The 12,943-nt window shown below is 60.1% G+C and carries 12 protein-coding genes; 4 read left to right on the top strand and 8 right to left on the bottom strand.

Translation table 11 applies throughout. The annotated features are described in order from the left end of the window. Positions 1–2: 2 nt before the first annotated feature. Together KP701_RS05210 and KP701_RS05205 are read left to right on the top strand one after the other, a co-directional pair. Positions 3–1,640, top strand: a complete 1,638-nt coding sequence (locus KP701_RS05210) for a GMC family oxidoreductase (protein WP_215746184.1) — start codon at positions 3–5, stop codon at positions 1,638–1,640. Continuing rightward, the gene (locus tag KP701_RS05205) at positions 1,633–2,949 is read left to right on the top strand and encodes a cytochrome c (protein WP_215746183.1); all 1,317 of its coding nucleotides are present in this window, start codon (positions 1,633–1,635) and stop codon (positions 2,947–2,949) included. Before KP701_RS05210 ends, KP701_RS05205 begins: the two co-directional genes overlap by 8 nt. A gap of 76 nt (positions 2,950–3,025) precedes the next feature. Here KP701_RS05205 and KP701_RS05200 read toward each other — a convergent pair whose 3' ends face one another. Then, entirely contained in the window at positions 3,026–3,280 is a 255-nt protein-coding gene (locus tag KP701_RS05200) for a hypothetical protein (RefSeq protein WP_215746182.1), read from the bottom strand. Positions 3,281–3,518: 238 nt separating this feature from the next. Here KP701_RS05200 and KP701_RS05195 point away from each other — a divergent pair, with 238 nt between their 5' ends. Next, positions 3,519–4,556, top strand: a complete 1,038-nt coding sequence (locus KP701_RS05195; protein ID WP_215746181.1) for a Rieske 2Fe-2S domain-containing protein — start codon at positions 3,519–3,521, stop codon at positions 4,554–4,556. Positions 4,557–4,611: 55 nt separating this feature from the next. On the opposite strand, the gene KP701_RS05190 is transcribed toward KP701_RS05195, so the two are convergent. The 5 genes from KP701_RS05190 to KP701_RS05170 all read right to left on the bottom strand — a co-directional run bounded on the left by KP701_RS05190 (position 4,612) and on the right by KP701_RS05170 (position 10,905). Continuing rightward, positions 4,612–5,658 carry an aldo/keto reductase gene (locus KP701_RS05190; protein ID WP_215746180.1) on the bottom strand — a complete coding sequence of 349 codons (1,047 nt, stop codon included), beginning with the start codon at positions 5,656–5,658 and terminating at the stop codon, positions 4,612–4,614. A gap of 247 nt (positions 5,659–5,905) precedes the next feature. Beyond that, positions 5,906–7,435, bottom strand: coding sequence for a glycerol kinase GlpK (glpK, locus tag KP701_RS05185; protein WP_215746175.1), 1,530 nt, complete (start codon positions 7,433–7,435; stop codon positions 5,906–5,908). Between the two features lie 52 nt (positions 7,436–7,487). Next, positions 7,488–8,384, bottom strand: coding sequence for an MIP/aquaporin family protein (locus KP701_RS05180; RefSeq protein WP_215746173.1), 897 nt, complete (start codon positions 8,382–8,384; stop codon positions 7,488–7,490). Positions 8,385–8,420: 36 nt separating this feature from the next. Beyond that, positions 8,421–10,001: a glycerol-3-phosphate dehydrogenase gene (gene glpD, locus KP701_RS05175; protein WP_215746171.1), complete on the bottom strand. Its 1,581-nt coding sequence runs from the start codon at positions 9,999–10,001 to the stop codon at positions 8,421–8,423. A 118-nt stretch (positions 10,002–10,119) separates the two neighbouring features. Next, positions 10,120–10,905: a DeoR/GlpR family DNA-binding transcription regulator gene (locus KP701_RS05170; RefSeq protein WP_215746169.1), complete on the bottom strand. Its 786-nt coding sequence runs from the start codon at positions 10,903–10,905 to the stop codon at positions 10,120–10,122. Between the two features lie 242 nt (positions 10,906–11,147). Between KP701_RS05170 and KP701_RS05165 the strand changes: the two genes are divergently transcribed. Then, complete coding sequence (locus KP701_RS05165) at positions 11,148–11,579, top strand: RcnB family protein (protein ID WP_215746167.1); 432 nt, start codon at positions 11,148–11,150, stop codon at positions 11,577–11,579. Positions 11,580–11,667: 88 nt separating this feature from the next. On the opposite strand, the gene KP701_RS05160 is transcribed toward KP701_RS05165, so the two are convergent. Beyond that, positions 11,668–11,850 (bottom strand): hypothetical protein, encoded by a 183-nt coding sequence (locus KP701_RS05160; RefSeq protein ID WP_024717098.1) that lies wholly within the window; start codon positions 11,848–11,850, stop codon positions 11,668–11,670. Positions 11,851–11,926: 76 nt separating this feature from the next. Beyond that, entirely contained in the window at positions 11,927–12,871 is a 945-nt protein-coding gene (locus tag KP701_RS05155; RefSeq protein WP_215746165.1) for a ribokinase, read from the bottom strand. Positions 12,872–12,943: the final 72 nt, after the last annotated feature.

Raw genomic sequence — 12,943 nt, 5'->3', positions numbered from 1 at the left:
CTATGTCTTCTGAGCAGAATCTTTCCGCCGATGTCGTCATCGTCGGATCCGGTGTTGCGGGCAGTTCCATTGCGAACGAACTGGCGCGCGCGGGCATTTCCGTCATCGTCCTCGAAGCCGGACCACGTGTGGACCGGCAGCATTTCGTGGACAATTTCCGCAATCTGGAAAACAAACCCTCCTATCAGGGGCCTTTCCCGTCCACACCCTGGGCCGTGCATCCGCCGAACCAGATGACGCCGAACCAGTACCTGCATACGAGCGGTCCGAATGCCGAAGCCTATCAGCAGGTCTATCTGCGGATGATGGGTGGCACGACCTGGCACTGGGCCGGTTGTGCGTGGCGTTATCTTCCGTCCGATTTCGAGCTCAAGACCCGCTATGGTCAGGGTCGTGACTGGGCGCTGAAATATGACGATCTCGAGCCGTTCTATTATCAGGCCGAAGTCATGATGGGCGTGTGCGGTCCGGACCCGAAAGTCGAGGATCTGGGCTCCCCCCGCAGGCAGCCCTACCCGATGGAAGCCCTGCCGATTTCCTATGCGGCGCAGCAGTTCCGCAAGCTCATCAGCGAAAAGACGCCCTATCGCGTCGTGCATGAGCCGCAGGCCCGGAACACGAAGCCCTATGACGGCCGCCCGACCTGCGAAGGGCACAACAACTGCATGCCGATCTGCCCGATCGGGGCGATGTATAACGGCGGATATTCCGTTTATCACGCCGAGGCCGCGGGCGCGAAGTTCGTCCCGAACGCGGTCGTCTACAAGATCGAGCGGGACAGCGCGAACAAGAAGGTGACGGCCGTTCACTACTACGACCCGGACAAGGGTTCGCACCGTGTGACCGGCAAGTATTTCGTCATCGCCGCACACTGCATCGAGACGGCCAAGCTGCTCTTGGTTTCGGCAGACGAGCAGAGCCCCGATGGTATTGCCAACAGTTCGGGCCATGTCGGCCGGAACATGATGGATCATACCGGCGTGCAGGTGACATTCATCAGTGGCGACAAGGCCCTGTGGCCGGGACGTGGACCGCTCGAGACGAACGTGATCGACAATTTCCGTGACGGCGCCTGGCGTGGCGATCGTGGCGCATATCTCGTGCACATGGTTGATGACAATCAGGTCGATTTCGCAACGCAGCTTGCAATTTCAAAGGGTTATGTCGGCAAGGATCTGGAAGAGCAGATCCGCTATCTGGCCTCCCACACGGTCCGCCTGTTCAGCCATAACGAGGCCCTGCCCGATCCGGACAACCGCCTGACGCTGAGCACGACACACAAGGATGCGCTCGGGATTCCGCATCCGGATGTCTATTACAAGCTGCCGGAATATACAGTCCGTAGTTGCGAGCACACGCGCGGGCTGTTCAAGAACCTCATCGGCCTGATGCATGGCACGGACGAGCAATGGACACCCGGTTACTTCCCGCAGGATCATCCCTCGGGCAGCACCATCATGGGTGTGGACCCCAAGGATTCCGTGGTGGACGGCCATTGCCGGACACATGACCACGAGAACCTGTTCATCGCGAGTTCGTCCGTGTTCTCCACGGTCGGGACCGGGAACATCACCCTCACCGTCGCAGCCCTTGCGCTTCGTGTTGCCGATACGCTGAAAAAAGAACTGCTCCATGCCTGATTTCAAACCCGTTTTCTGGTCTTTCCTCGTTGGCGGAACGGTTCTGAGCGGACTGTCCGGTCATGCTGCGCGGGCGGCGGATGTGGATCAGGATGTCATGAACCGTGGCGCCTATCTCGCCACGGCAGCAGACTGCATCGCCTGTCACACCAAGCCGGGCGGCACGCCGTTCGCAGGCGGTCTGAAGATCGCAACGCCCATGGGCGACATCATTTCCACGAACATCACGCCTGACGCCGATCATGGCATCGGGAAATACTCGGAGCATGATTTCGAGCAGGCCCTGCGTCGCGGCAAGCGTCGCGATGGCGAGAACCTGTATCCCGTGATGCCGTATGTCTCCTATGCCGGCATGACGGATCAGGACATTAACGCGCTGTATGTCTGGTTCATGAACGGGATCAAACCTGTTGCGGAAACACCCCCCGCCACGCAATTGAGCTTTCCCAGCAACATCCGCCTGACCCTGTCGGGCTGGAACATGCTGGCAGGCAGCGAGAAGCAGGAGACCGGGGATTCCGCCACCTATGACAAGCTGCGGCGCGGCAAGTATCTGGCCACGGCTCTCGAACATTGCGGGACATGCCACACACCCCGCAACGTGATGCTCATGGAGAAATCCGACGAGTTTCTGGCGGGAAGCCCGCTTTCCGGCTGGTATGCGCCGAACATCACTCCGAGCAGGACCGGCGGCATCGGAGACTGGAACGAAGACGACGTCGTCCAGTATCTGCGCACCGGCCGGGTCAAGAGCAAGAGCCAGGCGGCCGGCCCGATGGGCGAGGCTGTCGAACACAGCACGAGCCATCTGACGGATGCGGATCTGCATGCGCTTGCGGCCTTCGTGCTTCAGGTCAAGCCGATCGACGACACAGCCGATCATCAGCCGCGTGATGCTTTCGGCAAAGCGAACGATATTCCTGATCTGCGCTCAGGCGAGCTGACCCGGATCGACAACCTGTCCCACAAGAGCCCGGAAAACCTGTTCGACGCCAACTGCGCTGCCTGTCACGGGCAGAATGGTGCGGGCACGGCCGATCAGTATGCGCCGTCCCTGTACAAAAACTCCGTCGTTGGCGCCGGTCGCCCGGACAATCTGATCATGACGATCCTGACCGGCGTGAACCGCAAGACGGCGGATGGCCATGCCAGCATGCCGGCCTTCGGCAGCACGTCGGATGTGCAGCGACTGGATGACGAGGAGGTCGCAAGCCTCGTGAACTATGTCAGCAAGACCTTCGGCAGCGGCGCCTATCAGGTAACAACAGATCAGGTTGCTCAGGTCCGCAAGGAGCATACGCAGCACTGACGCCTGCCCGTTCCGCGCAGCAAAAAGGGGGAGATGGACCGGGTCCATCTCCCCTTTTTTACGGAACTGTCCGGAGTCAGCCTTCGCTGGAGCGCCTGTTCGTCAGCAGCAGGATGAAATACGGCAGGAAGAAATAGAGCGCGATCATGACCATGAGTGGCCCAAGAAGCCATGCCATGTTTTCATGAAACAGGGACTGGCTGAACAGGTTGCCCAGTCCCATCATGCAGCTGACGCAGAAGAAACCGCCCAGATTTGCAAGAAATCCACGATCGCCGTTGATCTGACGCAGCTGCTGGAAAAAAGGGCTGGACTGCTGCGAGACGGTCATGCGGACATACTTCCTGTTTGCCGGCAGAGGATGGGACAAACACGCCAGTCGCGTTCGCTCATTTTCCGGACTGGGGGAAAGGATACTGCCACCTCCCGCAAGATCAAAGCCGGAACTCCATAAAAAGCGCCTGATTTCACTTAGGCGATCTCTTTTCGAGAACAGCTTATGATATAATTTGATATATCCGCGAACGGTCAGATCATGAATGATGTCTTCTCATGTTCAGGAGCTTCCCATGATCGCACAGACCGCCGCCGCGCCCCTGCCCCGCAACTGCACGTTCGAAGCGGCGGACTGGGATCTTCTCTCCCGCTGCTGGCATCCGGTGGCGCTGGTGCGCGAACTGGAAGAAAAGCCGCTGGGCGTGACGCTTCTCGACGTCCCTCTCGTGCTTTATCGCGCGGGTGGGACGATCGTGATTGCCGATGACCTGTGCCCGCATCGTGGCGTCCCGCTCAGCATGGGCACGGGCAATGGGGAGACGATTGCCTGCGCCTATCACGGCTTCCGCTTCGGCAATGGCGGAAAGTGTGTGCGTGTGCCGGCGCATCCTGACAGCGCCATTCCCTCAAAGCTGAACCTGCGCACCTATCCGGCCATCGAGCGATACGGTCTGATCTGGACGTGCCTGAATTCCGACGGGACCGTGACGATCCCGCCAATGCCCCACTGGGACGAGACGGATTATCAGCAGATCAACTGCCCCTGGATCGACATCGCGGGCTTTGCAGGACGGCAGTTCGAAGGCTTCATCGACGTGGCGCATTTCGCTTTCGTCCATACCGAGACCTTCGCTGATCCCGACAACCCTATCGTTCCCTCCTACATGCCCAGAATGACGAAAGACGGGTTCGAGGCGGAATATCGCAGCACGGTCAGCAATTTCCCGGTCGGGCATGAGGACTGGGAGAAGCCGGGATTTGAATGGCTGCGGCATTTCCGCGTCCACGTGCCTTTCGTGGCCACGCTGGAAATCCATTTCCCGGATGACGGACGGCTGGTCATCATGAATGCCGCCTCGCCTGTTTCCGCCCGGATGACGCGCATGTTCTCGCCTATCTGCCGGAATTTCGACAAGCATATCCCGCTTCAGGCAGTCTATGATTTCAACCGGAAGGTCTTTGAGGAAGACCGCGCCCTGGTAGAGGCGCAAAAGCCCGAAAACCTGCCGCTCGATCCTACGCTGGAAGCGCATGTCATGGCGGATCGCAGCTCGATCGCCTATCGCCGGGCCCTGCGCGGAATGGGTTTCAGCCAGTTCTTCACCGCCTGAGGATATGGTCCCTGCCCCGCACTGAGCGTGCGAGGTAGCAGGCCGGGGCGACTTTTCAGTTTGTTTCCAGCTCCCGTGCCTTCAGATCGGAGGGAACGGGAGCATTTTCCGCCAGAAGACTGCGCTGTTTCAAGGCACTCCAGAAACCGGACGGAATCGGGAAACTGAACCAGTCCAAATTCTGCTCAAGCTGTTCAACCGTCCGGGTTCCGGCACAAAAGGCCCTGATAGCCGGATGGGCCACAACAAACTGCAATGCTGCCGCGGGCAATGGCACGTCGTATTCCCGGCAGACGGCTTCAATCCGTGAGACACGTTCGAGGATGTCGGCCGGTGCGGGCGTGTAATTGTATTTTGCGCCAGAGACGGCTCCTGTCGCGAGGATACCGGAATTGAAGCCCCCACCCACCAGAAGGGTGACTCCGCGCTCTTCGCAAAGTGGAAGAAAACTCTCAAGCGCGTCCTGCTCCAGCAATGTATAGCGCCCTGCCAGCAGAAAGCAGTCGAAGTCACGCTGTTGCAGAGCTTCGTAGCAGACCTGCCATTCATTGACCCCGACCCCGATCCCCTTCACCACGCCTTCAGAGCGCAGTTTTTCCAGCGCACGCCAGCTTCCATTCATGGCCGCTTTGAAATGCTCGGGCTGTGCATCACCATGAGTGAAGCGGTCAATATCGTGAATGAATACAAAGTCGATGCGTTCCAGTGCCAGCCGCTGAAGGGAATCCTCGAAAGCGCGCATCGTGCCGTCATAGCTATAATCGAACGCCATGGTATTGGCGGCGGCATTGCTCCAGGGCGCAAAATCAATGCTGGAACGGGGCGCCGGCTGAAGAACACGGCCAACCTTCGACGTCAGAACATAGTCATCCCGGTTCTTCCAGCGCAGGGCATGTCCCAGCCGAAGCTCCGCCAGTCCGTGGCCGTACATAGGCGCCGTATCAAACAGCCTGATCCCGCTGTCCCAGGCATGGTCGATCATGGTCTGGGCCGCGTCTTCCCCAACTTCATGAAGAAAATTGCCTAATGGGGCAGTCCCGAACGCAAAGGCCGTAACATCAACTCCGCTCCGCCCGAAGGTGCGTTTTTCCGTTGGTTTCATGCCGTGCTTTCCTTTTCAGAGACGTCTGTTCCGGGCGCTTCAATGCCGGGGCACGTCTTTGTTTAAGTCGAAGCTTGACGCCTCAAAGGAAAATCGGATTTTTTTTTACACGAAAACTTCATCTATATCGTGTATTTCAGATATATTTATTTCCGTTTTATTTTGTAATTCTGTTTTTATATCGTGACTATCAACAAAAAACCGGCGCTCCTTTCAGAACGCCGGTCAGTCAAATTAAGTTTAACGCTCAAGCCGCACGGATCGACGTGACCTCTGCGGCAGGCTGAACGGGTGGCGTCAGCGTGCGACGCACTGCATCGTGCCAGCCATCGATCATGATCCGGCGCTGTGCCGGGTCCATCTTCGGAGCAAAGACGCGCTCCTGCTTCCAGGTCGCCGCGACTTCGTCCAGGCTCTTCCACAGTCCGACCTGCAAGCCCGCGAGGAAGGCTGCTCCCAATGCGGTGGTCTCGATGTTGACCGGACGCTCGACCTCAGCCTTGAGCATGGAAGACAGGAACTGGGCGAACCAGTCATTGACGGCCATGCCCCCGTCGATGCGCAGGATGCTGGTGCGCATGGCCCCATCCTCCCGCATGGCGCGGATCAGGTCATAGGTCTGGTAAGCCACGGATTCCAGCATGGCACGCGCGATATGCGCCTGCGTGGAACCAAGGGTCAGACCGCAGATCAGACCGCGTGCATCCGGATCCCAGTGCGGCGCCCCAAGGCCCACAAAGGCCGGAACCATATAGACACCATGGCTGTCGGGGATACGGGTCGCCATGTCGTCAGTCTGCGAAGCATGGGTAATCAGATGCAGACCGTCACGCAGCCACTTGATTCCAGCACCCGCCACGAAGATGGAACCTTCCAGCGCGTAGAAGGTCTTGCCACCAATGCGATAGGCGATCGTGGTCAGAAGCCGGTTGTTGGACATGATCGGCTTCTCGCCGGTGTTGAGCAGCATGAAGCAGCCTGTGCCGTAAGTCGCCTTGGCCATTCCCTCGTGGAAGCAGGCCTGTCCGATGACAGCGGCGTGCTGATCGCCCGCCATGCCGCCGATGGCGATCTTCTCGCCGAACAGCTTGGCTTCCGTCTCGCCGAAATCGCTGCTGTTGTCGCAGACTTCCGGCAGAAGGGCGCGCGGCACATTAAAGAGCTTCAAAAGCTCCTCGTCCCATTCCTGCGTGTGGATGTTGAACAGCGACGTGCGGCAGGCATTGGTGATATCCGTCGCATGACGCTTGCCCCCGGTCAGACGCCACAGCAGAAAGCTGTCGATCGTGCCAGCCGCCAGTTCACCCGCTTCCGCACGGCGACGGGCATCGGGGACATGATCAAGCAGCCAGGCGATCTTGCTCGCCGAGAAATAGGGGTCCAGCAGCAGGCCCGTCTTTTCACGGACCATGGCTTCCTTGCCCTGCTGGCGCAGAAGGTTGCATTCATGCGCCGTCCGGCGGTCCTGCCAGACGAGAGCCCGATGGATGGCACGGCCCGTCTCGCGGTCCCAGATCACGATGGTTTCGCGCTGGTTGGTGATGCCCAGGGCCGCGATGCGCTCCGGCCCTCCGACCTCATCGATCGTCTCGCGGGCGGTGGCGAGCACATCACGCCAGATGTCTTCGACATCGTGCTCAACCCAGCCCAGTTCGGGATAATGCTGGGGGAACTCGCGGCGGGAAATGGCCAGAGCCTGCGCATCCTTTCCGAAGATGATGCTGCGGGTCGAGGTCGTGCCCTGATCAATGGCGAGGATGCAGTCTTTCTTGCTCATGATGTGTTCTCCGGTGAAAGGTCTTGGAAGTTCGAAGGGTTTCAGACGGATTTCAGGAGACCCGGTTGACCGCGGGAAACGCGGGGTCGTTCGGGTTGGACACGACCAGGACCGGCTCGGCGGGATTGATCCCGTCCGGCGCCACGGTGATGGTCTGTTCCAGATAACGCGGCATGAAGGGACGCAGGCCGAACTGGTACAGGGCCGCCCCGATCGGACCACCGACGAGCGGCGCCACCACAGGAACCCAGAAGTAATTGCCCGGAGCCGGCAGTGCGCTCTGTCCCCATCCTGCGAAGAAGCAGAACAGGCGCGGGCCGAGATCACGAGCCGGATTGATGGCCCAGGCATCCAGATAGCCACAGGACGCACCGATGATGGCGACCAGCAGACCGATGATCAGCGCGCTGGAGTTCGCCTGCGGCGCCTGCGTGTTGTACTGGCAGGTGATCGCGAAAATCCCGAAGACCAGAGCTGCGGTCAGGACCAGCTCGTCCCAGAACGCATGCGCCACCGTCACGAAGTCACCGGGATGGGTGAAGAACACGCCCGCCGAGCCACCATCGACGGCACGCGTCAGGTTATGCGCCATGTTGAAATGGTCGATGACCGGCACGTAAAGCGAGTACACTAGCGCCGCACCGGCAAAGCCGCCGAGTACTTGAGCGCTCATGTAAGGAATCACTTTCTTCCACGAGAAGCCACGGAACATGGCCAGGGAAAGGGTGACCGCCGGGTTTGCATGCGTGCCGCTGATCGCGCCGGTGGCATAGATCGCCACCGTCACGCCCAGACCCCAGACGATGCACACGCCCCAGTAGGCCGATTTGTACGGACTGGGATCGTAGAGCGAGTACATGGCCGCAACCCCATCTCCGAAGAGGATGATGATTGCGACAGCGAAGAACTCCGAGAGGAGTTCACCAAGGTAACGCCTGTTTTCTGACATGACTGGCATCCGCCATGAAAAAGGAAGCGATAAGACTCAGGCGACGTTCTGACGTGCGACCTGGCCTGGATTGGAAAGAGGAGTGACACCCCCCTGCAGACGGCCTTCGACATAGGTCTGAAGGGCCGCGCGATCGGCATCGCTGACAAACAGGCCAAGCCGCGAGCGACGCCACAGGATGTCCTCGGCGGTACGGGCCCATTCATTGTCGATGAGGTAGTCCACTTCACGGGCGCTGAGCGTGTCGCCGAACATCTGCCCCATCCCCTCGGGCGTGGACGTAGCGATGCTATAGGCGCGCAGGCCGTAATTGCGCATCAGGCGCCAGGAGGTACGCTCGGACAGATGCGGCGCATGGGCCCGGAAACGGCTGAGCTGGGCGTCAAAATCCTTCGGCGCGAACTCTCCGCCCGGAAGCGGCGTGCCGTCCGTCCAGCCCGGCTTGCGCAGAACCGGAAGATGGGGCGCGAGCTTCTCGACAGCGTGCTCGGCCAGCTTGCGGAAGGTCGTGATCTTGCCACCGAAAACCGACAGGATCGGCGCGGCAGTCGCATCCACATCCAGGACGTAATCGCGCGTGACAGCCGAAGCGTTGCCCGAATTGTCGTCATAAAGCGGGCGCACGCCCGCATAGGTCCAGACAACGTCCTCGGGACGGACGGTCTTCGTGAAGTAGCGGTTCACGCTCTCGCACAGATAGGTGATTTCGTCGGGCGAGATCTCGACATGACCCGGATCCTGCTCCCATGGAACATCCGTGGTGCCGATCAGGGTGAAATCCTGCTCGTAGGGAATGGCGAAAACGATCCGCTTGTCCGGGTTCTGGAAAATGTAAGCCTGCGAACCTTCGAAAACGCGCGGAACCACGATGTGGCTCCCTTTGACCAGACGCACGCGATTGCGGCTCGGCACGTTCAGGCGATCCTTCAGCAGTTCGGCAACCCACGGACCTGCCGCATTGACGACGGCCTTCGCCTGAACCGTGCTATGCTCACCCGTGCGGGTATTTTCAAGCGTGGCGGTCCAGCCCTGTGCTCCACGCACGGCTTTGACGAGACGGGTCCGCGTTTCGATCTTCGCACCAACGCGCACGGCGTCCATGGCATTGAGAACCACGAGCCGGCTGTCCTGCACCCAGCCATCCGAATATTCGAAACCGCGCACATATTCCGAACGCAGCGGCTTCCCTGCCGGAGCCGTCCGCAGGTTCAGAGCCTTCGTTCGCGGCAGCGTCATGTTCGGGCAGAGATGATCGTAAAGGAACAGTCCGGTCCGCAGCAGCCAGGCGGGGCGCAGCATTTTCGAATGCGGCAGTACGAAGCGCATCGGCCAGATGATGTGCGGTGCGATCTTCAGCAGACGCTCGCGCTCCATCAGAGCCTCGCGGACCAGCCGGAATTCATAATATTCGAGATAGCGCAGGCCACCGTGAATCAGCTTGGTGCTCGCGGACGACGTATGGCTTGCAAGGTCATCCTGCTCGACGAGAAGCACGCTTGCCCCCCTGCCCGCGGCATCCCTCGCAATTCCACAGCCGTTGACCCCGCCACCCACAACCAGCAGGTCATAAGGCGCGGATGCGCCGGCCGGGGATGAAACCTCGTGAATCGATGACATCACACTCTCCTGTCATCACGCTCCAAAACGAGCGGTCGATGTTCGTTTTGGAGCATGTTTAGCGATAAAGGAAGTGTTTTATGTGATTCGTAACGCAATAGTGTGGTGCTATGAGGGATCAGGCGTTATTTTCAGCCACATGGAGCGTGACGCCGGCCGCGTCCAGATGACGCTGAAACGCCTCGGAGACCGGCCGGTCAGTAATCAGATCATCAATATCCTCAAGATTGCCGACCCGCCCCATGGGGTGACGACTGAACTTGGTGTGATCGGCCAGAAGCAGGACGCGACGTGAATTGCGGATGATGGTCCGCGCGCACTGGATCTCGCTCAGATCGAAATCCAGCAGGGTTCCGTCTTCCTCGATTCCGCTGATTCCGATCACGCCGAATTCCGTGCGAAAGGACGACAGAGTCTCAATGGCGGTCGCGCCAAGAATGGCCCCGTCCCGCGGTCGCAACTGTCCACCAGCCAAGACGGTATGAAAATCCGCACGCCCCGAAACCAGAGACGCGACATGCAGGTTGTTCGTCACAATCCGCAGATCCCTGTGGTCTGTCAGCGCACGGGCGAAGGCTTCCGTCGTGGTGCCGATATTGATGAACAGCGAAGATCGGTCTGGAATCAATGCCGCCGCATAACGCCCGATCGCGGTCTTTGACGCGGAATTGAGAATCTGACGCGCGTCATAATCCAGGTTCTCGACCGTTGATACCGGTGTCGCGCCACCATGATGCCGACACAGCAGACCGAGCCCGGCGAGATATGTCACATCCCGGCGAATGGTCTGGACCGCAACGCCGAAATGCTGGGCCATCTCCTCATTGGCCATATAGCCCTGACTGCGGACCAGACGCACGATCTGGTCCTGCCGGGGGCTGATCTGAGGGGTCTCATGAGGCATGGTACGATCCGGACAGCGAATGTAAGAAAACGAACATAAGCGCACATTGTATCACACAAAAAGCCGCTGAAGACCCTCCCCGCCCTTTCCATCACACCAAAAGAAACCGGGGCTCTTCCGGGCCGTTACATCGCGCGGTCCATAAAGCCATATTCCAGCCATGCTTGAAGGGCTTTATGACAGTTCAGAGCATGCCCCGGCCGTTTCAGCCGGGAGGTCATGACTGGGTTTGAAGGTGCGTTATGAAGACAAGACTTTTTGCAGGACTGATGGCTGCCTGCTTCCTCGCCGCAGCTCCTCTCGCCTCTGCTGATCCGCGTGGCGGCGGCCCTGGCGGTCCGGGTGGCCCCGGCGGCGGTCACGGGGACTTCCGCGGTGGCGGTCATGGCGGCGGACAGAACCGCATCTGGCGTCGTGGCGACCGTTACGACGGTCCCCGTGGCAGCCGCTGGGCCGTGAACAACTGGCGCAACTATCGCGGCCTCTATGCACCGCCGCGCGGCTATTACTGGATGCGCTACGGTAACCAGTTCCTGCTGACGGCCCTGGCGACCGGCCTCATCGCCGGCGTCGTTACGGCGAACAGCGGAGTGATGCAGCCGGGCGTTCCCGTGGCTCCCCCGCCGCCCCCTCCGGGTACCGTGGCTCCGGGATATGGCCCCGGACCGTACTGATCACGCCCCGTTCCAGACCGGAAAGGCAGGGCTCCCATGGAGTCCTGCCTTTTTTTCGTGCCTGCGCAAAACGGAAGTGATCCGGGGATCATTTCGACATGCAGGTACAGTAAACATGCACGATGGCGAAAATGACGAAGCCGGTCATCCAGAAATAACTGGCATGAATATGCCCCGCGGCATCCATTGTCGTCGTCATGCAGGCGACAAGAAAAAACGCCGTCATGAGAGCGCCGGACAGAACCATCCAGATAATGCGTTTTCTGGTCATTTTCCCACAGGTCCATTCTGAAATTTTGTGCCGGGGACCCTGAACCCAAAAAACTGATGGCGCAAGCAGGGTTTTTTCAGACCCGGATCAGAGCTTCGACCTCATTCCATTCCGGGGCAGCATCGGCAGCGCCATGACGGGTCGTGGCGAGAGCCCCGCAGGCGGACGCAATCCGTGCCGCATCAGGCAGGCTTTCCCCACAGGCCAGTGCCACGGCCAGACCTGCGTTGAAGCAGTCTCCGGCTGCTACGGTATCGATCGGAACCACCCGGAATGGCGGCAGATGACCCGATCCTGTCCCGTCATGCCAGAACACGCCCTTCGCGCCCATCTTCACGAGAACCGCCCGGACACCTTTCGCCAGAAGGATTTCCGCGGCCTTGCGCGCCTCTTCAACTGTTGTGGGCCGAATACCGGTCAGGCTGAAGGTTTCGCTTTCATTGGGCGTGAGAATGTCGATCTCGGACCACAGCGCTTCGGGCAGTCCATGCTCCGGCGCGGGAGCAGGATCCAACACGACAAAGCCACCCGCGCTCCGGGCTCGACGCGCCGCAGCCAGAACGGCAGACTGGGGGACTTCAAGCTGAAGCAGCAGGACCTTCGCCCGATCCAGCCAGGGCGCCGCGGCCACGATATCCGTTTTATCCACCGCCATGTTCGCCCCACCCGCGACGGTGATGCAGTTTTCAGCGGCGGCATCGATCCCGATCAGGGCAATCCCGGTCGGGTTGTCCGCATCATCCCGCAGGGGCGACAGATCCACCCCGAACCCGGCAAGACTGGCCCGGGCCTGAGCCCCGAACGCATCGCAACCTACCCGTCCCGCCAGTGCGACATCCACGTCGAATGCCTGCGCCAGTCTCGCGGCCGCGGCGGCCTGATTGCTGCCCTTGCCGCCCAGACCGATCACATAGCTCTCGGCATGAACGGTCTCGCCCGGGCGCGGAAGCCGCTGGCTGCGGGCCGTCAGATCAATGTTGATGCTGCCGAAGGAGAGGATCAGGGGCGTCCGCAAGGTCATGTCCAAAGGGCCAGAAGCTGGAGAAACAGGGATTTTTCCGAATCTGCTTATCGGATGGCCCGCCGCCCTTCA

This window comes from Gluconobacter sp. P1C6_b, assembly GCF_018811945.1.
GTDB lineage: Bacteria > Pseudomonadota > Alphaproteobacteria > Acetobacterales > Acetobacteraceae > Gluconobacter.
This window is presented reverse-complemented; position numbering and strand designations above follow the sequence as displayed.

Bases quoted from the DNA above. Each gene is read 5' to 3' on its own strand.
- KP701_RS05210 (WP_215746184.1), top strand. From the start codon at position 3: ATGTCTTCTGAGCAGAATCTTTCCGCCGATGTCGTCATCGTCGGATCC.
- KP701_RS05205 (WP_215746183.1), top strand. From the start codon at position 1,633: ATGCCTGATTTCAAACCCGTTTTCTGGTCTTTCCTCGTTGGCGGAACG.
- KP701_RS05200 (WP_215746182.1), bottom strand. From the start codon at position 3,280: ATGACCGTCTCGCAGCAGTCCAGCCCTTTTTTCCAGCAGCTGCGTCAG.
- KP701_RS05195 (WP_215746181.1), top strand. From the start codon at position 3,519: ATGATCGCACAGACCGCCGCCGCGCCCCTGCCCCGCAACTGCACGTTC.
- KP701_RS05190 (WP_215746180.1), bottom strand. From the start codon at position 5,658: ATGAAACCAACGGAAAAACGCACCTTCGGGCGGAGCGGAGTTGATGTT.
- glpK (WP_215746175.1), bottom strand. From the start codon at position 7,435: ATGAGCAAGAAAGACTGCATCCTCGCCATTGATCAGGGCACGACCTCG.
- KP701_RS05180 (WP_215746173.1), bottom strand. From the start codon at position 8,384: ATGTCAGAAAACAGGCGTTACCTTGGTGAACTCCTCTCGGAGTTCTTC.
- glpD (WP_215746171.1), bottom strand. From the start codon at position 10,001: ATGTCATCGATTCACGAGGTTTCATCCCCGGCCGGCGCATCCGCGCCT.
- KP701_RS05170 (WP_215746169.1), bottom strand. From the start codon at position 10,905: ATGCCTCATGAGACCCCTCAGATCAGCCCCCGGCAGGACCAGATCGTG.
- KP701_RS05165 (WP_215746167.1), top strand. From the start codon at position 11,148: ATGAAGACAAGACTTTTTGCAGGACTGATGGCTGCCTGCTTCCTCGCC.
- KP701_RS05160 (WP_024717098.1), bottom strand. From the start codon at position 11,850: ATGACCAGAAAACGCATTATCTGGATGGTTCTGTCCGGCGCTCTCATG.
- KP701_RS05155 (WP_215746165.1), bottom strand. From the start codon at position 12,871: ATGACCTTGCGGACGCCCCTGATCCTCTCCTTCGGCAGCATCAACATT.